The sequence below is a fragment of the uncultured Methanospirillum sp. genome (assembly GCF_963668415.2).
Classification (GTDB): domain Archaea; phylum Halobacteriota; class Methanomicrobia; order Methanomicrobiales; family Methanospirillaceae; genus Methanospirillum.
The window spans coordinates 3,506,794-3,526,978 of record NZ_CAXXDL010000001.1; the positions used below are offsets into that span (position 1 = coordinate 3,506,794).

Consider the following 20,185-nt stretch of genomic DNA (forward strand, 5'->3'; position numbering starts at 1 on the left):
GATTTTAATGATTATATGATATCATCCAGTTCAATTTGATTTTAATGTGACATGGTTCAGTTCATTTCATCGTGAGGAAGTAGTAAATGTCTAATCCTGAATTAATTAATCCTGGAGACTGTAAGAAAATTCTTGATGTGCTCCCTCAGGCAATTCTGATTATCCAGAACGAAGTGTACGTATTTTGTAATCATTCTGCTCTAACTCTATTTCACGCCAGTAATACTAACGGTATCATCGGAAAGAAGCATGAGATCCTGATATCTTCAAAACAACCTGATGGAAGATCAGTTGAGTATCTGACTGGAGTTATCTTCCCCAGGGTATTTACAGGTGATTCTGAAACTATTACATGGACATATACTGACCTTGAAGGATATTCCTTTCCAGCTGAAGCAATTATTACTCGAATCACCTGGGGAGAGTCTCCCGGAATTCTGATAAATATCACTCCACCACAGGCCGAAAAAACGGGGGTGAATTCATATGAGTTGAGCATTACTGACCTTTCCAAGAGTCTTCAGGCGGTATCTTCTGGTGATCTAACCCTCTTGGCATCAATTAGAGACGGAGATCCCCTCTCCCAGATAAAGAATGATTACAATAATACTATCATCTATCTGCGTGATGTAATTGATAAAATCAGACAAAAATCTGTGGTTCTTGAGAAGATGATTACTGAGATCTCATCAGCCACTGATCAGGTTGTCGGAGTAAGCCAGAAGGTAACTGAAACTGCTCAGTCGACAGAACTGAAAATTGGTAAACAACGGGAAAATGTAAGCAATATTGAATCCAAAATCAGTGACCTTTCAGCATCTATCCAGGAGATTGCCGGGAGCATCCAGGAGGTAAAGAGCCTGACCGGAGATGTGCATTCTATCGGTCAGGAAGCTATACAACTCGGAAATAACACCTCAAAGAAGATGCAGAAGATAGGGTCTATCTCTAAAGAAGCAGTGGATCAGATCACTGAACTTACCGAACGTGCTACGGAGATAGCTAAGTTCTCCAGGCTTATCGGTGACATCGCCAGTCAGACAAACCTTCTTGCCTTAAACGCTGCTATTGAGGCGGCACGGGCAGGAGAACATGGAAGAGGCTTTGCTGTGGTTGCTGGAGAAGTGAAATCTCTTGCACTTGAATCACGTGAGGCAACCGGGAAGATAGGAGAAGTCATTGAAGGAATCGTCAGAAGTACTGAAAAGACCGCAGCATCCATCACGTCAGCTCACCAAGAGACTGTAAGTGAAATAGAGAACGTTAACAATACCATCGCTTCGTTGAACGGGATCGTCCTGACGATAGAGATGACAGTCACCAGCATCTCCGATATTTCAAAAGCGACTGATTCACAGGCAGAAGACACAACAATGGTAAACCAGGATATTCAAGATCTCTCACGCCTAATCAACGATGATGAGAAAGAAATGGACGAGCTCTCAGATCTGGCAGAAAAATCAAGTACATCGGCAGAGGAAATGGCAAGTGGGGCGACTGAAATATTGTCATTGGTCAAAGATCTTCAGGTAATGATCTCTCATTTTAAGATTTAATCATCTCATAATTCTTTTTGAATAGATTTTTCTGATATTTTTTCTTCCCCCGAATTGATTATGCCATCATCCATTTTTTACTTTCGTAGATAATATCACGAATTGGTAAAATTGCCTCATCGACGTTTCATGTGGGTAAGTTGAACTTAAGGTTCTCAAGTCGGAGATAAATCATGGTCATAAAATTCTCATCGTTCCGATACCCTCTGGCATTAACTTTGATTGTTTGAATCATGCTATTCAAACCCTCCAACAAGCCGTTTGTAAATCGAGAATCAAAATATGAAATTACTCAATTCCAATGAGATTTTAGAGTTTTTGCTACTTTACTCATAGAAGGTAGTTTACTATGTGTTGCCCAGAAGTACCCCCTCTTGAAATACACATTCGCGGATAACTCATCTTCCATCGTATAAAAAACTGAAGGCTCAGTTTATGGTTTTATGCACGAGCAGTTTTCAGTTTCATCTCTTTTAATGTAACAAGGTTTTTCGACTGTTTCTTTGTTAAAGAGGAGGGATTCTTAAGCCAGATATAGAGAGTATTTTTTAGAACCGGGGTTACTATTTGCTCAATTCTCCTAACCTCATCCACTGCCTCATTGACCATTTTTGAGACCTGAAATTTATCAAAGGTTATTGATGATGTAGTAAAGTGATAAGATATCCCCCTAATAAAAAATGTGACATATCGCAACAGAAATCTATGACCTTGTCAGGAGAACTATTGTGACTTTTTAATGATTTTGCATGAAAAAGTCCTTTTCACCGGTCCTACCTGGGGCCCTCAACGGGGCACCGTTGGGGTTTTGATAAGGATTTGATAGTTAAGGCATCCTTTCCAGGACAGATGTGACCTACTCGACCTGAATTGATATCTGAAAAAACAGTAATGTAATTATGCCCCTTTCGTCTTGATGTTTCGTCCATACCTATAGAAGATATTTCCGAATAGTCAACTTCACGTAATGCTTTAGAGACATAATGCGAGACAACTCGCCATATCCTTTTATCGGTAACTTTAGTTTATCTGATATATGTGCTGTTTCCATCGTTTGTGCGGAGAAGACAATTATCGCCTCCATTAGCATCGTAAACCCACTTCCTTTACTAGCCCAAGGAACCTGAACCTGTTTTATCCCACATTCTGGGCAGCATATTCTAGGGATTCGACCATATATCTACGCCTGATGCTCAAAGAAATCTAAATGAAGCCAGATTTTTTTCATTGTATCATGAATTTCACTTTTTAAATGATTACATTCAGGACACGGGAATCGTGAACTCCGTGAAAGTCAATCCAAATTTCTAATTTTCGTTCACCATCCTGAAATTTAAGGGAGGATATGGTCCAGGGAGCGGTTAATAAAGAGCGACATGAAATCGTTCCTCAGCAAGAATCATTGTATTTGATTACATTCTCTGATACTTTACCCAAACGAAATGTCGATGAGCCAAAAATACTCACGTCTATTTTATTGGTATCTGAAGGAAAAGATAAAAGAAAGAGTTTTCGATCTATGTCTTTTTATAAACTTCTACCTTATTCAAGCCTGAATTCAGTACATATACATAGTTTTTAGAGTTTATTGCTACACTTTGAGGAAAATAAAAATCGTCGGTAATACTTCCTAAATATTTTCCTTTTGAACTAAAATACTGAATCCGGTTTTGAGCTTTATCTGATACATATATCAGTCCTGCTGAATCGGTTGCAATACCGGATATCCATTGAAACTGACCATTTTTATCCCCACGTTTTCCCCATCCTGCCGTTGAAAGGGGTCCTGAAGTATCAAATATATTAGCCTGAATCCGGTAATTATTTTCATCAGCGACATAAATTCCTGGATAACTATTTTTAATGATTGCACCGGGCATTTTGTACTCAAGGATATCTTTCCCTTCCTTACCCCATTGTCCCTTATACCTGCCATTCATATCAAAAAACTCTATCCGGTTATTTCCAGTATCAGTAACGTAAACTGTTCCTGGACTTGCAAAAATCCCTGTAGGACAGTTAAATTGCCCGTCTCCCTTACCGTAACTTCCCCATTTTCCTAAAAAAAAACCTGATGAATTAAAGTACTGAACCTGATGTTTGTAATAGTCTGCTACATACACATTACCTGTTCCTGGATCTACTGATATCCCCCATGGAAACCCTTCTATAATCCATTCACCCAGTTGACTTCCGGAAGGATCAAAATACTTGACCTTACCCTCGTTAGGAACAGTAATATAAATACAATCTGAAGAGTTAATTGTCATGTATTGAGGAAAATCACCCACCCACCACTCACTTATTTTTGTATACCCAGTAGTTGCAGATCCCTGTGAAACCATGCACAGGACTATGATACATATCAGCATTAGGTGCTTCAGGTTATGAATAATCATGTACTCAAGATGGTTTGTTACGTCTATCAGGAAATAATAGTTTGTATGTCACATTATATTTTTATTAATCCTTAATAATCTGGATATATATTGATTAATTCATTAAAATTGAGATTATTCAATACATTGACCCCTTCATCACGTTATTCTAAAAAAAGATGATAATTGTACACTCTATGTTTGAATATTGAATATAAGATTTTAAAATAACTGAGTTCATCATTTTTCTCTAAGCTTGTGGTTTTTTTAGAAGTACATGTATATTAGTAAAAATCATTTAACCAATCATATCCATTATATTGTATTGGTCTTTATTTATGTCCTAAATTTCATGGATCAGTATCTTTAAGCATATTTGTTATATCGAAATTAAGACTAAAAAAAACAACAATTGGAATTATAATATGGTGAGAGGAGGAATGAAACAAAAATTATTTTTTAGATTTTGCATATACTTCAACCATATTTTTTCCTGAATTAACAACATAAACATTGTTTTGTGAGTCTATTGCAATGCCATTAGGACGATTAAAACCATCAATACTACCCAGATACTTTCCTTTTGAACTAAAAATCTGAACCCGGTTTAATTCAGAATCAGCGACAAATATCTGCCCAGATGAATCTCTTGCAATACCTGTTATTTCTTTAAATTGACCATTTTTACTACCATATTTTCCCCACATTGCTGTTGACAGGGGTCCTGAAGTATCAAATATATTAGCCTGAATCCGATGATTATTTCTATCTACTATGTATATACCAGGATATCCGGAATATGTTATTCCACTTGGTTGTTTATATTCCAGGACATCATCTCCCATTTTACCCCATTGCCCAATATATGTACCTTCAGGACCGAAATATTCAATTCGATTCTGATATGTATCTGTCACATATAATTGAACACCTGAAAAACAGATACCAGTAGGATAATAGAACTGCCCATTCCCGCTACCCAGGCTTCCCCATTTATTAAGAAATGAGCCTGTGGAATTAAAATACTGAATCCGCTGGTTATTTGTGTCTACTACATAAACGGTATCTGTTCTATAGTCGACAGCGATTCCTTGCGGATTACGAAATTCACCATCTGCCGTTCCTTCTTTTCCCCATTTTCCTATCATATTTCCTTTCGGATCATAATATCGGATAAAATTATGATCCGAATCTACGATATATGTACAACCTGAAGAATTAAGTGCAATGGAGGATGCATCAGGACCTACATTCCATTCACGAATCTTTGTATATCCTGAAATTGCTGCAGATCCATGTGATACAAGGCACAGGACAACTATGCATATAAATACCTGGTGTTTTAAATAATGAATAATCATTTACACAAGATTGTTTGTTACATCTGTCAGGTAATAATTGTTTGTATGTCACTTTTCCTTTTTATAATCCTTAATTATTCGGCTATTTAACGATATAACCAAATAAAATAGTTATAATGTAACAACATGTATCCCTCTTTCCTTTAATTTGAGAGTATTTGGCTCCTCGTCAGTTTCAGTGGGTGAGTTATAATCCGGGTTATAATATCAGATCATGATTATTGTAGAAGATCTCTTTCGATCTTCTCTTCATCTGACAACTCCTTGGGTTATTTCGTCTCTTCGGTTCGGTGAAGGCTAAGAAAATTAGAGATCTGGATTGGTCTTTTTTCAGTCCCATATACGGAAACTTGATTAATACCAAGGCGTTTCAATGTTCAAAATGAGCATGCACCTTATTCATCTCCCCGAACCGGGTGACACTCAGCGAATCGGAATGCTTTCTGACTAATACCAGGGCCAGTCGTAAAAACGAATCCGGATCTTCCATCAGTTCCTCATGAGACGGCATATCCTGGGGAATCGTTATCGGATCTCCCCGGTATTCCACGTGGATATCAAAATTATACTCATCAAATGAAAGCGTTACCGTTGCACCCTCTTTGAAGATCTCATACGAAAAGCCGCTCTCCATCAGTTCGAGGAGGGCAGATCCGGCCTTGGTCGCTACATCCCGGCGTGCTCCCCACATCCTGGCATTCTTATCGATAAATGAAAAAACGGTATCAGCCAGGTCTTCATCACCTGGCATGATCGTGATAGTAGCCTGTTGCCTGATTCCGAGTCTGAACGCAAAGGTGAGCCCGATTGCGATAATAGTCGAGAGAGTCAGGGGAGATGTCAGGATCGTTGCAAGCCATGAGTAATCAGGGTGAAGAACAACACTGGAGAATGTACTAGCACCAAATCCAAAGACAAGCGAGATACCAATCGTAAAAAACCTCCTGGTATCCATCATCCTCGTCATCATCACCTCCATCCCGGTCATCACCATGTAACAGATCGAGTAGATGAGAGCAGCCCCGATCACCGGAAGAGGCATGATAAGAAAAAAGGCAGAGACCGGTGGGAAGACAGCCAGAAAAACAAGGATGACTCCGGCAATGATCCCAATCCTCCGGCTTGTTGCACCGGTAGCAAGTGAGAGCCCGATGTTTCCGGAGGAAGTGCTCTGACCAAGACCGCCGATAGCTCCGCAGATGATGTTCGTTACTCCTTCGGTAAGAGTCCCCTTGCTGTAATTCTCCATATCTGACCGGATCCAGTCTGCATCGTTGATCTTCTGGCAGGACGTCAGATTTCCAATAGTCTTGAACACCCCGGCAAAAGCAGCAATGAGAAATGGAAGGAGAATTGAGGAGTCAAAGGTCCAGGAGAGGAATGTCGGACGTGGAAATTCTATCAAAGGAAATGCCAGAGAGATAAAGATCGATGATTCCGGGATCTGTCCACATGCAAAGGCAGCAACATACCCTGCGATGATTCCAATAAAGGCAGGATACAGTTTCATCGACCCCTTCCCCCAGATACTTGCAATGACGATCACTCCGAGGGTAACGATTGCAATGAGCAGGTTCTCTAATACAAATTCCGCCTTCAGATTCTCCATTCCAAGAAAACTCTGAATCGAAAAGGGAATCGCAGAAATCCCTGCCATGATGATGACAAGCCCGGTTACTTCAGGGGGAAACAGGAACCTGAGCCTGCCGATAAACCGGGAGATAGCAACCTGAATAACTCCGCTCGTAGCAGTCATTGCAGACATAAGGCCAAGTCCACCGAGGGCATATGCAGCAGAAGATGGCGGAATAAAGAACAGGGCTGCAAACGAGGGGCACAAATATCCTGACCCGATGTAATGCCCTTTCAGGGACTGGAGTATTGTCCCGATTCCCACCGCCATGATGGTCATTGAGAGGAAGAACCCGGCGTCAGAGGTCCCCATCCCTGATGTCCTGATCAGAATGAGGGGAAAAACAAAGGAAGTTGCGATGAGAAGAGCGTGTTGTAATCCAAGGAGAAAACATGGAACCGGCGGTGGTATCTCATCGGTTGTATACGTTAGTTCATATGATGGTTTCTGGACAATGATCTATCCCTGCCGCCTGGTTTGGGTAACTGAACGATATCCGGTATCCTTGCATCTACATCAAACCTGATCTGTGTATAACCGGATTTGAGGTGTCTCGTATCTTCAGGTAGGAACTCAATATACTTAATAACCCTTCATTTGAGATCAGAGGTACTGTGGGTTTGTTCTGGATTCTCTCGGAAAAATGGCTATTAAATTCCTGAAGGTTTACGGGAGAGAGTCTGACCTTCATTCACTGTTTTATAGATATATATCATCAAGGAAAGTAATTCTTGAAAAAGACTGTGAAAATTAAATATGTTTCATTGCAACTGGTTAAGGTTTTTACATTCAGATGTCTTATTGAAACCGATGCTCCAGAGTTTTAATTGCCGAAAGGAACGTTTATTGATACCTTACCCGTCTTTTAAAATTCTATCGAATTCATGTTCTCTCTGCTTAATGGGTTTTAAATGTCCAGATGTTATATTCGATGATGGGATAGATATTATCGGTGATGGCAGGGATGCTGGTATAACACTGAGATCCAGAGTATCGTTGATCTGGTGAATTTTTAAACTGGTATTTAGGTTCTCCTTGATATCATTCTGGTGTTTCAGCAGTTTTGCTCTTTTTATTTTGACATTTGCTATTTTATGAGCTTCAGCGGCACTATCGTTCCTTTCTTGAATGCTGATTCTGAGTGTGTCATAGTTTTGCATAATAATATCCTTTAAATAGAAAGTAGTGATGTAAAATGCATTGCGTTACGTCTGAAATAATCGGACTAAATACAAATTATTCCAGGATGTGATGTTCATTCGTGCTTCATTGTGTAAAGCAAAGATTCAGAATGATTCTAAAGATTTTTGCATTATACAATTATTCAGAACTCTGAAATCTGATATGAAACATTTCATACGTATTCCTGACATGACTATGAAATATCAGGACATTCATATCAGGTCATAGGAATACATGTGGTATACAGTATATAAGGCTTTTTGTTGAATACAAAAAATAAATTATATGTGCATAACTTGAGCAGTGAACAAAAAAATCTGATACCTGAATTACTAAATTATTTCCCAGAGTCATTACACCAGGAAGCTTCTCCTTTGATTATTTCTTCCGGTTTCCTGCTAAAACCTGATGTGCTTTGATCTTTATCTTTGAACTGATCTGATTTGCTTTCATTTGCGCCAGGTCTAACAATTTTTTACTTTTTACATCAGTGCTAACCTGTTTTCCTCTGTTTCTGGTAATTCCCAGTGTGCTATGAACCTGACCATCCGGTTTATCATCTGTTTCCTGAGCTGGTTTCATCCCGGTTTCCACAGTTTTTTTGTCTTTAACCCGGATATTATCCTTGGATTTCATGCTGTGTACTCAATGGTTGCTGATATATACCTGTCCGGGAATTGCAGATTTTGCAACTCATTGGAACAGGAAAGACCGGTCTTATCGATATAACATGTTGAATCTGATTAGGTCAGCAGGTAAATGGGTCTACATGAGGATATTTCATCAGATTCAATAAGAATGATTCAGCGTCTGATAGATAGAACCGAAAATTCAGGATTTATTTTTGAAGACCCCATCTGGCAACACCCAACCGGGAGAGCCCCTCCTGAAAACATCATATGTAACACAAGAAAGAGGGTTGTGTTCGTGGTATTACTTCGTGAAAAATTACATCATAATACCCATTCTTGGAGAATTCCTCCATATTGCAATATATCAGATCAAAGAGATCCCTAATCATAGGCCGGGCAACTTCAGATTTTTGATGCAATCGGACATACTGATACTCGCTCTAAAATCATGTATTGAATTTTGTATTGTTTGAGCTCAAATATTCTTCCTTTTCACCTCAATAGGCAAGATTTCTATCCATTGACATGTGATGGCTATCATGTGATCAGAAACAAATAACAGGATTAATAATCTATTCACTTCTCATTATTACTTGTAGTTCTGATGTTGGTATCAGAAAGATCATGTCATCTCTACGAGTGTGATTCTATGAGTAATACAACCATAAAGGCTGTCAGTATCCTTTTCGCGGCAATGATCATCGTCCTCCCGATCGGGTGGGCCCTTGTCTCAAACCAGCCGTCGAGTCCGTTTGCTTCAACAGAGGTAAACCAGGTGCTTGATGCTCTAAAGGCTTCAGGACTTTCGTTCTGTGACAAGACCGAAACAACCTGGAAGGTAACCGGAGCTCAGGGAGGAACGAGTATTCATATCTCGTCTGACTGTTCCAAAAAGTCATCAGATAAAGCGATATTTATCCACACTCAGAAGTTTGACTCTGCCCAGGATCGTGACGACGCTGTCAGACTCATTCAGAAGACGATAAACATGAACGACCTCAACGGTGCAGTTTATACCTATGGTTCGTTTGTTGTTGCAGTACAGGGTCCGACCGGAGGCCAACCAATTACAGAAACAGTAACCAAGGTAAAGGCAGCATTACAAAGATAACCATTGAATACGAGGGGTACTGACCAAACAGGACCCTCATCTTTTTTCAGCAGGTCTGTTCAGGATGGGTGGCCTGATTCACTGAATATGTACTACCTGGAGGCTGAGCATGTTTCTAAACCCGGGTCATGAAATATAACCCGGTTTTAGAAAAGGAGACTTGCTGAACTGATCCCCTGGAAAAGCATGTCTGTGAAAAAAGGGGGTATCCCGATGAACTCACGTTACAACAACTGCACCGGGAATTCTCAGACTTGCACCGTAGTTCTCATTTTTCACTGATAAAGTAACCGGATAAGAACCGGCTGTTGAATACACATGTGACGGGTTCTGCAGTGATGAATGAGCCCCATCCCCAAAGTCCCAGTCCCATGTTACTGGATTACCAGTACTCTTGTCCCTGAAATCAACAATAAGCGGTGCATTTCCACTTGCAGGGTATGCAGAGAACTGCGTCATGATCTTGCCCGGCACTGGTGTCTCTGTGGGCTGTGGAATTACTCCGTCTGTGACGGTGAGGTAATTGTTCCACACTCCATATCCTCCGGTCTGGTTATTCAATGCACGTAGAGAGACGGTGTATGTTCCCGGAGTTTCATACGTATGAACCGGGTTCTGGGTTGTATTGGAAACACCGTCGCCAAATTGCCAGTACCAGGAGGTCGGGGATCCGAGTGATTGTTCTGAAGAGAAAGAGACCGTCAGTGGTCTCTCTCCGTATCGCTGTGATGCATTAAAGAACACATGAACCTGACCCGGTGTTGGATTTCCAATTGCCTGGATGTCATGATTATCAGACAGATCGATAAACGTCCAGCTGGTCACGTTTCCTTTAGAAGATGAGTCTACAACGACATCAGGCATATCTGCCCCTGGTTTTGGTTGAGTGACAAATGTCTGGTTCGTGTAGGACTGGTATGAACTGTTTCCAGCCGGGACAATAATGCCCCAGTCATATGCGGTAGCATTGATGGTTACCTGTTCTTGTGGAACAAGTGGGGCAGTATCGTGAGCTCCGGATTGTATATCGTATGCTTTTGTCGTATATCCGGTTACATTTGGAGTCTGCCCGTCAGACCATCCAGTTCCGGTAGCGTTGCTCCAGTAGTTGCCTGCAATAAACGGACCTCCGACGACATTTGTCCCCCGCACCGGGCCGGAAGGGTTTGTCCAGGCATAGGAGTAACTGCTGAAGTTACCGTAACCCTCGATATTGGTATCACTCCCGAAATAATTATTATAGATCTCTCCAATTCCTGGCCCGGATATTGGTTCATAATAATAATTGGTAATGATTGTAAGACCACTCCGGCTGGATCCGTTGATCTGATTTCCGGTTACAGATGTATTGTTGAACTGATCACCTATACCTATTCCAAAATATGTATCGGTTACAATATTGTTGCTTGCTATTGAGTTGTTGCCTAAGCATCCCAGACCATATAATTGTATATCCCTGACAATGTTGTCAGATATCGTTCCATTATCGCCGCTTAATAAGATGCCATAACGGACACTTGAATAGACCCTGTTCTTTATTGCTTTGCAGTCATGCTTCGATGACATGATACCATATCCATTGTTATCCAATGTATTTTCTAAAAATGTGGTGTTTTCACCCTCAGCACGTATGCCATATCCATATTCATCCGTTGTGTCAGTGATGGTATTGCTTTTTATTGTTGTATTTGCTCCACCTGAAATCAGGTTGTTGTAATTCCTGCTGATGGTATTTCCAGTGCAAATTGCTCCACTATCTTTGATTATGACTCCGGTATCCTGATTATCCAAGACCTTATTTTCATTAAATTTCAGATTCTTTCCATAGAAAATACACCCGTTTTGATTATTAATAATAGAGTTCTTCTCTACAGTCATGTTGTCTGCATGTTCACTGTACAATCCGATATCATGGTGAGAAAACGTATTCTCTGATACTACAGCACCAGGACCATATATGTAAGCCCCAATAGTGTTACTCTTCAGCAGATTCTGATGTACTGATACATTCAAACTATATACGGTGATACCGGTATACCTGTTTTGAGTCAATGAATTATTTACGATAGATACCGTGTCACCATAGTACTCAATACTATTACCGAATTTTTCGATTCTTAAAAAATTCCTGATTGTTGTATTACGTACCTCAACCCCTGACATGATACCTGTATTGAACGTATTTCCTGTAAGTATCTGTGCATTTCCCTCAAGAACAATATCCGATGCTCCAATATAAATTGCAGACCGGTTCTCGGTAGAAAATCCACTCTGGAGTGTGTAGATTCCAGGAGAATAGATGTAGTAACTTTGATCTGTTCCGGTAGTGTTGAAATAATAATATCCACTACCTTCAGGAGTCGGAGTAACCGGAACCAAAATCACATTCCCCATCGTTTCCATGCCGGTATCTGCGGATGTATAGAAAGATTCAGACGGAGTCTGTGTTTTTGTAGTGGCATATGTATCCCTGCTCTCAGAAATATTGAACGGTGGCTGTGGGATTGTGAAGGGGGGTATCTCCTGAAGTAGTATCAGGGATTCGTTCAGTTCACTGGTATTGATTCCGGGTGGACTGTTGGCAGGTTCTGCAGTACAGACAATTACCCCACATGCCAGAAGTACCAGGAGACAGAGGGATATTTTTTTGAGTCCAGGTTTTGAACACATCAGAGACCACCACTCTTTGTTGTACGGTCTGGTCTGTAATGTTCATGAAAGGTGTGTGTCCTCTGTGTATCCATCAGAACAGTCTGATTGTTCCGGTGCCATGTGATATCATTCATTCCATCCATCAATCCATCTCCCATAAAGCAAATCCAGAAGAGATACGCTATTGGTTAATCACATTTCCAATAATATAAAATTATGTATTTATATTAGAAATTCAGGTGTCAGGAGGAATTTCTGGTCAACATGGGAACAGGAATATCTGGGTTGAATCGTTGGCTCAATCAGGTGTATTGAATCGGTCTCCAGATCGTAATTTTGACCGATGCTCATTGGGCTCTAAACTCCAGAACCGGTATTCCTTTGTGGAAGTCACCGTTCTGAATTGAGTTATCAGAATCGTTCCTTGAAGGGGCTTGACCTGGAACAACCATCAGGTCATCATGGTTTGGATTGTACGACCGGCAACATAGATACACAATATTCATGAATCTCTTTCCGTCATGGAAACTGTTCAAGAACTCTGTTGACCTCCTGCATGAGTTGGGGACGTTGAAACGGTTTCAGAACATATCCTTTAGCACCACAGGATATTGCCAGTTTTATCATTTTTACCGACTGAATCGCACTCACCATCAGGATTCGGGCACGGGGATCATAGGCCATGAGGGTTTTTAGAGCCATGATCCCATCCATCTTTGGCATAAGAATATCGAGAAGCACGATGTCAGGACGGTTCTGTGTGTATTCAAAGACTCCCTGATACCCGTCTTCTGCCATCCCTATCACCTCATGCCCTTCATCAGATACAATTGCCTTGAGCATGGTCCGCATAAAGAGGGTATCATCAACGATGAGGATCTTTACCATTGTAACAGTCACCTCATACTGGAGGGATCAGAAGAAGTAACGGTCTGATTCGTTTTATTATCTGTGCCATCCTGGTGTTTCTTTCCAGAGTCACCAGAATTGCTGATTGAAAGATCGTCATCACCCTGGGCCCATCGTGTAACGTTAAGGTTCATCCCCATAACTCCAAGAATGCCATCATGAAGTCTGATCGGTCTGAATGAGTCTATGATCCATTCGGATCCGTCTGATTCGGTGATCTTCTTCTCATTCCCCCGGGTTTTTCCATGAAGGATAAGGTGGAGGCTCTCTTTCCAGTAGAGTTTCGTATCCTCAGACAATGGAAGGTCAGGTATTGGTCTTCCGATAAGGTTCCCATATTTTGCCAGATGTTTTGAGTTCTGGAGAATTATCTCCCCTTCCGGATTGAGGACCCATATCTCTGCAGGATAGGAGTTCAGAATCGAATCAAGAATCTCCTCCTTTTCAGCGTATGCTTCCTTCATGATAACCTGCTCGGTGATATCAATAGAAACACCAACGAGTCCGGTGATCTCCCCGTCTTTATCAACGACCTGGCGTTTTTTGGTAAAAAAAGACCGGGAGTCGTGATCCGGCATGGTGATCTCTTCCTGGATCTCAAGTTGTTCTACACCATATTTGAGCAGCAGATCATCGGTCTTTGTCCGCTCATCTGCAACCAGACTCGAAAAAAGATCCTCCTCCCGTTTCCCCTGGATCTCTGTCTGTGATACTCCGACCAGGTCTGCAAACATCTCATTGGCATGGATATAGTATCCATCCTTACTTTTCAGGTACACGACACCGGGAATTGTTGATAGAATAGTCTCCTGAATTTTACGCTGAACAACACATTTGTCTGATACTTTTTTCAGGTTGATGTGCGTTTTTACCCGGGCGAGCAATTCCCTGAGTTCAAAGGGTTTGGTAAGAAAATCACTTGCTCCAAGTTCAAATGCTAGTTCCTTATCAGCACACAGACTCACACCGGTCAGCATGATGATAATGATCTGTTTTAGAGCCGGATCTCCTTTAATCGCCCTGAGGACGTCTATTCCACTCAAGCCGGGCATAATGATATCAAGGAGGATAAGATCAGGTTTTGGATTCTCTTGAAGATACTTTAATGCCTCTTCTCCGTCTGATGCTGAAGAGACAACATATCCCTCTGATTTTAATACCGTTGTCAGATATTCTTGTATAGCGTTATTATCATCAACGATCAGAACCGATGCAACATCATCCATGATTATATCCCCTTGGCTTTGACTCACTTATATATTCTACCTTCTCATGAAATACTCACAACTGAGCATTCCTCTGGAAAATACCAGAAACGGAAATAAAGTGGTCTATGCTCATGTACATACGCTCTTTCAATAATGGTGTCTGGCAACAATGGATTGCACAACCACATATTAAGTGTCAGATATGAGATCATTACGCGTATCGTCAGAAAAACGTGTGAATGATGCGATATCTTTCTCCATCAGCATGTATTCGTGGAGACCTTGCATATGAGTTTACAGAAAAAGTTCTCTCATCAAGTATATCTTGAAAAATATCGGTTTTCACCGGTATTAGCTCCTGAAATAAAATAGAGACGTGAGCATTCCCGGCGATTTCATAGAAATTTCCTTCCTGGTTACGAAAACCCATGATCGCTCTTTTGGCACGAGATCATAAAAGTAAGTAAAAATCTGAAAAAACGAAAGGGTATCGTTCTGACGAGTTTATACCTTTTTTGTCAAATTAAGACAATACCCCATGGCATTGATCTTTTCGTCCGTGCATTCTCCTTCAATTATATTCATCCCGTCATCTGAAAGTGAAAAAGAATCATTTTCTGGTGAAATCCACGTCATAGAGGCGGTTTTTTTATCTGCTGATGTGGTCCCCTGTAGCAGACCTCCATAATGTAAAGCGTTCAGAAGATGGTAATCTCCGGTAACAGAGGTAGTATTTTGAGTAAGGTTTAGAAGACTATTGTTACTAACCCAGATTCCGGTCCATTCCTGATCAGATATAACAGTGGTTCCATTCCTGGTTGCATTGAATGTGTATGAGAATAGTTCAGTACCAGTATCTAACGAATCTGTGGATCCGGTACCGTAAAACATCATCTTGTCTTCTGAGAGATTCATGGTAAGTGTCCCGGTCTCAGTCAATACACTCTGGAGTGTCCTGCCATCTTCTGAAAGAGTACCTGTAAGCCGGAAGGGCATCACTACAACACCTGGATCAGATACTGTGGCTATCCCGTTGATGACAGAACCGTTCTGAGAAAGAGTCAGAGAATAATTGGCATCGGTCCATGTACCTTGCCATGGAGAATCCTGATGAGAAGAAGTGACCGGTTCATCGGCATACACACCACCGAAAAATGAGCAGACTATGATTAGTATTATCGCACTGATTAGATAAATCCCTGGACGAGAGGTCATATCTGATACTATGGTGGATCAGTGGATAAATAATACTATATCTGTTGTCACGGTTGAGAAACTGATTCCCGGGGAGAATCAGGGTAACCGGATGAATCAGTTCCGCAAAATTGAAAGCATTGTCAGGAAGATGGGAGGATCATTCTCTACAGATCCTTACCGGAATCATTACAAATAACGGATGTCTTCTCCTTCTTTTGTGATATTTGTAATATATCAGTTAGCAATGACGTTTCCTTCAGCTGTATAAGAGGCCCGGAATGCAACTCATCCTTTCGGCAGTTCCTGGTTATATGGCAGACCCGTGATACCCAAATGTGATCTCCTTTTCCCAATGGGAAGATCCCTGAGAATCAGAATATCTTATAGCACCGAAACATTCCACGCTTACCACTATTTTTATCAGATGGCATATCCATCTCAATACTCCTACTCAAGTAAAAAAAGAAGCATGCCAGAATCAGGCACAGGGTGTGTATCTTCCACTGATTACCACATACTGAACACCGTCACTTCCGGTAGTAAGCCGGTAGTAACTCTCTTTTTGAAATATCCCGGAGAGTGTCGGATGGGAGATGAGATACTGTTCCCAGCCGGTCCCCTCAACAGCCCCTTTGAGTATCTCATCTCGGTACATCTTACCGGTCACATCCCCTTTCCCTGACATGTTTCTCCCGATCACGTCCGGGTTTCCGGCATCAGCCATGTTTGTTCCATTGAGTGAGTATACAAAGACATACAGGCCTGGAGTCACTGGATCTTTGTATGGAGCAACCATTGCATTTATCTTCTTCAGGGTTTGTGGAGTATTTTGAGAAAGTGTATCTGATGTTATATTCACGAGATCAGTCACCATCTGTGGGCTTATATCAGACTCAACACATCCCACAGGCTTGTATCTATAGATGATCTGCTCATATTCTGAAGAGCCGGTCTCTGATCTGTTAATTTTCAGATTAGATATCGTGCTGTTTAATTCGGCAACAAACCCGGGATCTGTGTTTTTATTGAAAGCGAAATATTCGTCAATTGCTCCGATTTTCATGATCGATGAGAATGATTTTGGATCATCTGCATATTTGGTAATCATTGACTGGCCGGAGAGTTCGCCATAACTCCATGCATCTGCAGTTCCATTCTCAACCATCATGATTGCCTCCTCTGGAGAGGATACCTCGATGATCTGATCAGGTGTTGCCCCGGCATGTTCTGCCATGCTTATCCCGGAATCATTCCGGATTGCCACAATCCGGTATGACTGAATATCCGGGATCTGTGGACTATCGTTCGTCGAGATTCCCCAGAGTACCTTGGTGTCGCTGATGATCGGTCCGGCCCACACAAACTGGTCTTCCCGCTGAGGAATCCGGCCAGTGCTAAACAGAAGTGTATTGTTTCGCGTCAGAGTCGTGTTATAACCCTCTGCCCAGGGTAGTATTTTAATTGAATCACGAGGGATATCAATACCCATATGGCTGAATGCTGACTCAACGAAGTCTACAGAAATACCTTTCAGGGTCCCATTATCCATGTAATTATAGGGTGGAAACTCTTCTGTCAGGATGAGAAGATCAGAAGGAGCTGATTGTGCAAATGTTGGTCCAGTACATAGAGAGAGTATAAGAATGGTGCATATGAGCAGTCTCTGGTACATATCATTATATCACGAAACGAATGGATAATGGTTGTTCTATGATGGCTATCTGATGAATCATCTATAATTTTCCCAAATGGAAAAACATGATTATCCGTGCATTATAATCTATGTTTGACTTTATATCTGAAGGATTAATAAATCGTTCCTTCCCAATAATAAAATCATAATCAATAATATCATATGGCATATAATCTAAAAAAAAAGAAAAATGCAAATTTATGTAGGTTATTCTATCCTTTATTCATAATTAAAATAATCTGAACTCGATAAAAAAATAGAATACCTGCTATGGTGTTAACTCTTCTTTAAATATAATGGATGAGTTATAAACAATTTTTTCTTTATTGTCTTAATATCACCATCATTAATGTCAGAAAAAAATTTTATTGCCTGATTCAAACTCCTTTTTTCATGAATAGTATCTCCTTGGATTTTATAGCAAGAATTAAAATCCCCCAAAAAATTTTGGCCGTAACATTTCTGAAATATATATTTCATTCTTTCGATATGATAACAAGAAGAAACACAAAATATCATATCAATATCATACAGTAAATCAATGATTTCTCTGGAAAAAACAAAATTTCCGATAGTATCTAATGATTTGTTTTCACATATTATTTTGTTAGGGTCAACTCCAGATTTGATGGCATATTGATTCATTATTTCACATTCTGGTAGGCAATATGGGGTCGTAATCCCACCAGACAATAGTAAGAAACTTGATTTTAATTCGTGAAATTGGTTAATACCAGTATCCATCCGACCTTTTAATTCATCATTAATATGATTTGATGACTGTTTAAATCCTAAAATCAGGACAATATTCATTATTTTTATTAAATTAAAATTATATTATATAAATTTGTCGAACAAATGTTTCAATAATTAATAAATATCTAATCTGTATTCAATTTATTATATGATTTCATCATCAATACGAAAACAAATTATTTTAGCAAGATCAAAAAGTATCGAAGATTTTTCCCGAACGTTTAAAGAAAATATTCCTTTTAGAGACCGCATACGTAAATTTCATAATAAATTTATTGCTGAATTTTCATATCCTGCTAATCCATCAGAATCCTTGACCAAATGGCAATATATTTTTAGTGATAATGACTATAGCTCAATTTCTTATTACCGAAAAGATTCATATCTTCTAGCAGATGCTCCATTTATCTTTAAACCAGTAATATCAGTAATTACTCCCATAATTGATTCTGGTTATTATGGAGTTGATAAAAGAGGTCTCCATATTCTTGCAGATTTAGATATTGTAAAATATAAAGCCCTTCATCCTAAAAAATACGATAAAAATGGGGTATCTGACAAATTTATAGATGAATTATGCGACAAAGGGAGATCTCCATATTATTGTGATGTCTTGGAAGATTTTATGGCCTCATATTGGATAAGAAATTGCCAAGAAGAATATAATTGCAGCGAAAAAAACAAAAGATTCTTCGATATTTTTCTGCAAAATCCAAATGATGTTTCCTTTGAAGATTTTAAATATTCACTTCATGCTGTACTAATGGAAACAGATGTAGAATATAAAAAAATTATTGCGAGCATTCCAACACACACGTCATTTTTACCTGCTTCTCTTCAGTCTTCTAATTTACGTGAAGCAACAATTGAAAGATTGGTGAAAATAAGGTTATTCGATGATTTTTACAGAAGTATCACTAAAAAGAATTTCGTAAATTTCAATTCAATTTATGAAAATTATAATGCTATAATTAATGATAGCCCAGTTAGTACCAAAGATTATTGGTTATCATATTATGTCTTTAGGTTATGGCAATCGCATGGCGCATTCTGGTCGTACAGTAGTGGTAATGTTGTAGATTATAGTTTGAGAGATTTAGCGATAGAAAATAAATTTAAAGGATCTTCGGAGCCTAATGTTGAGTATAATCCATTTCACCTTCCAATCCTTTCGAAAATTACTAAATTAATAAATAATACAAATATCGATGATCCAGAAGTTATTCGTCGACAAGCTGACGGTAGACTAAAAATATTAGAAAAATGGCATGAAGATTTTCGTACGAAAGGAATGAGAAACCAATTTGGTAATTTTTGTTTTAGCATTCAAAATGACCTTCAAAGTGGAAAAAAGAGAGAAGCCATACAAACATCCATTATTGAAGATATTAATACAATAATTAAACCTAAAGATTGTGCAAGAAATGGATTATTATCTGAATGTGTAGAATTGATACCATTGGAAGATTTACATGGGGGAGGACCTCTTTTTGAAGTGATAGAGGATGTAATTTCCAATCTGATTCCTGCGTATAAATTAGTAAATTTCGCCTTTAAAGCAAAAAATGTACATGAAAAATATTTAGAACCGATTTCTAAATATGGTTTTATAAATCGCGATGGAAACAAATTCTTTGGCGAATTTACTGATTTTTCAGAACAATTTCCCCATTTTAATTTGGATAATAATTTTTCATTTAATTGTCAGTTTGGAAATCTCCCGTATAAGAGGATAATAAAAGTTACGAATAAAAAAACTCAATATATCGATGATCCATATTTTAGTAGATCTCAGTTTGGCTCTATTGGTTACATATAAGAAAATAGTGCAAAACCCCTCTTTTTATTTATATGTTAAATAATATGTATGATTATATGTCTTTTTTCTTTCTTAAGACGATCAAATAGTAGCTGTAC

General features: G+C 39.5%; 18 protein-coding genes. 3 read left to right on the forward strand and 15 right to left on the reverse strand.

From position 1 onward, the window contains the following. The first annotated feature begins 86 nt into the window (after positions 1-86). Positions 87-1,556, forward strand: coding sequence for a methyl-accepting chemotaxis protein (locus tag ACHZA2_RS16550; RefSeq protein WP_319580614.1), 1,470 nt, complete (start codon positions 87-89; stop codon positions 1,554-1,556). Positions 1,557-1,683: 127 nt separating this feature from the next. On the opposite strand, the gene ACHZA2_RS16555 is transcribed toward ACHZA2_RS16550, so the two are convergent. The 8 genes from ACHZA2_RS16555 to ACHZA2_RS16590 form a co-directional block, all read right to left on the reverse strand. Continuing rightward, positions 1,684-1,791, reverse strand: a complete 108-nt coding sequence (locus ACHZA2_RS16555) for a hypothetical protein (RefSeq protein WP_394698612.1) — start codon at positions 1,789-1,791, stop codon at positions 1,684-1,686. 206 nt (positions 1,792-1,997) lie between these two features. Continuing rightward, positions 1,998-2,252 carry a transposase gene (locus tag ACHZA2_RS16560; RefSeq protein WP_319580615.1) on the reverse strand — a complete coding sequence of 85 codons (255 nt, stop codon included), beginning with the start codon at positions 2,250-2,252 and terminating at the stop codon, positions 1,998-2,000. Between the two features lie 77 nt (positions 2,253-2,329). Beyond that, positions 2,330-2,485 carry a transposase gene (locus tag ACHZA2_RS16565; protein WP_394698613.1) on the reverse strand — a complete coding sequence of 52 codons (156 nt, stop codon included), beginning with the start codon at positions 2,483-2,485 and terminating at the stop codon, positions 2,330-2,332. A 588-nt stretch (positions 2,486-3,073) separates the two neighbouring features. Then, positions 3,074-3,901, reverse strand: coding sequence for a hypothetical protein (locus tag ACHZA2_RS16570; protein WP_319580616.1), 828 nt, complete (start codon positions 3,899-3,901; stop codon positions 3,074-3,076). A gap of 485 nt (positions 3,902-4,386) precedes the next feature. Then, entirely contained in the window at positions 4,387-5,295 is a 909-nt protein-coding gene (locus tag ACHZA2_RS16575; RefSeq protein ID WP_324292173.1) for a 6-bladed beta-propeller, read from the reverse strand. A gap of 370 nt (positions 5,296-5,665) precedes the next feature. Then, positions 5,666-7,387 (reverse strand): solute carrier family 23 protein, encoded by a 1,722-nt coding sequence (locus ACHZA2_RS16580; RefSeq protein WP_319580981.1) that lies wholly within the window; start codon positions 7,385-7,387, stop codon positions 5,666-5,668. A gap of 395 nt (positions 7,388-7,782) precedes the next feature. Beyond that, on the reverse strand, positions 7,783-8,088 hold the full coding sequence (locus tag ACHZA2_RS16585) for a hypothetical protein (RefSeq protein WP_319580618.1): 306 nt from the start codon (positions 8,086-8,088) through the stop codon (positions 7,783-7,785). Positions 8,089-8,488: 400 nt separating this feature from the next. Further along, positions 8,489-8,746 (reverse strand): hypothetical protein, encoded by a 258-nt coding sequence (locus tag ACHZA2_RS16590; protein WP_319580619.1) that lies wholly within the window; start codon positions 8,744-8,746, stop codon positions 8,489-8,491. 645 nt (positions 8,747-9,391) lie between these two features. Here ACHZA2_RS16590 and ACHZA2_RS16595 point away from each other — a divergent pair. Then, entirely contained in the window at positions 9,392-9,853 is a 462-nt protein-coding gene (locus tag ACHZA2_RS16595; protein WP_319580620.1) for a hypothetical protein, read from the forward strand. A gap of 219 nt (positions 9,854-10,072) precedes the next feature. Here the strand turns inward: ACHZA2_RS16595 and ACHZA2_RS16600 are convergent, their stop codons facing one another. From ACHZA2_RS16600 to ACHZA2_RS16630, 7 genes are all read right to left on the reverse strand, one after another. Next, complete coding sequence (locus tag ACHZA2_RS16600; RefSeq protein WP_319580621.1) at positions 10,073-12,523, reverse strand: PKD domain-containing protein; 2,451 nt, start codon at positions 12,521-12,523, stop codon at positions 10,073-10,075. Further along, positions 12,523-12,663 (reverse strand): hypothetical protein, encoded by a 141-nt coding sequence (locus ACHZA2_RS16605; protein ID WP_319580622.1) that lies wholly within the window; start codon positions 12,661-12,663, stop codon positions 12,523-12,525. Before ACHZA2_RS16605 ends, ACHZA2_RS16600 begins: the two co-directional genes overlap by 1 nt. Before the next feature lie 361 nt (positions 12,664-13,024). Further along, entirely contained in the window at positions 13,025-13,393 is a 369-nt protein-coding gene (locus ACHZA2_RS16610) for a response regulator (RefSeq protein WP_319580623.1), read from the reverse strand. Positions 13,394-13,401: 8 nt separating this feature from the next. Further along, entirely contained in the window at positions 13,402-14,640 is a 1,239-nt protein-coding gene (locus ACHZA2_RS16615) for a response regulator (RefSeq protein ID WP_319580624.1), read from the reverse strand. A gap of 486 nt (positions 14,641-15,126) precedes the next feature. After that, positions 15,127-15,837, reverse strand: a complete 711-nt coding sequence (locus ACHZA2_RS16620) for a hypothetical protein (RefSeq protein ID WP_319580625.1) — start codon at positions 15,835-15,837, stop codon at positions 15,127-15,129. Between the two features lie 460 nt (positions 15,838-16,297). Continuing rightward, the gene (locus ACHZA2_RS16625) at positions 16,298-17,491 is read right to left on the reverse strand and encodes a cache domain-containing protein (protein WP_319580626.1); all 1,194 of its coding nucleotides are present in this window, start codon (positions 17,489-17,491) and stop codon (positions 16,298-16,300) included. A gap of 297 nt (positions 17,492-17,788) precedes the next feature. After that, on the reverse strand, positions 17,789-18,325 hold the full coding sequence (locus ACHZA2_RS16630) for a YdcF family protein (protein ID WP_319580627.1): 537 nt from the start codon (positions 18,323-18,325) through the stop codon (positions 17,789-17,791). Positions 18,326-18,416: 91 nt separating this feature from the next. Between ACHZA2_RS16630 and ACHZA2_RS16635 the strand changes: the two genes are divergently transcribed. Further along, on the forward strand, positions 18,417-20,087 hold the full coding sequence (locus ACHZA2_RS16635) for a hypothetical protein (protein WP_319580628.1): 1,671 nt from the start codon (positions 18,417-18,419) through the stop codon (positions 20,085-20,087). Positions 20,088-20,185 lie beyond the last annotated feature (98 nt).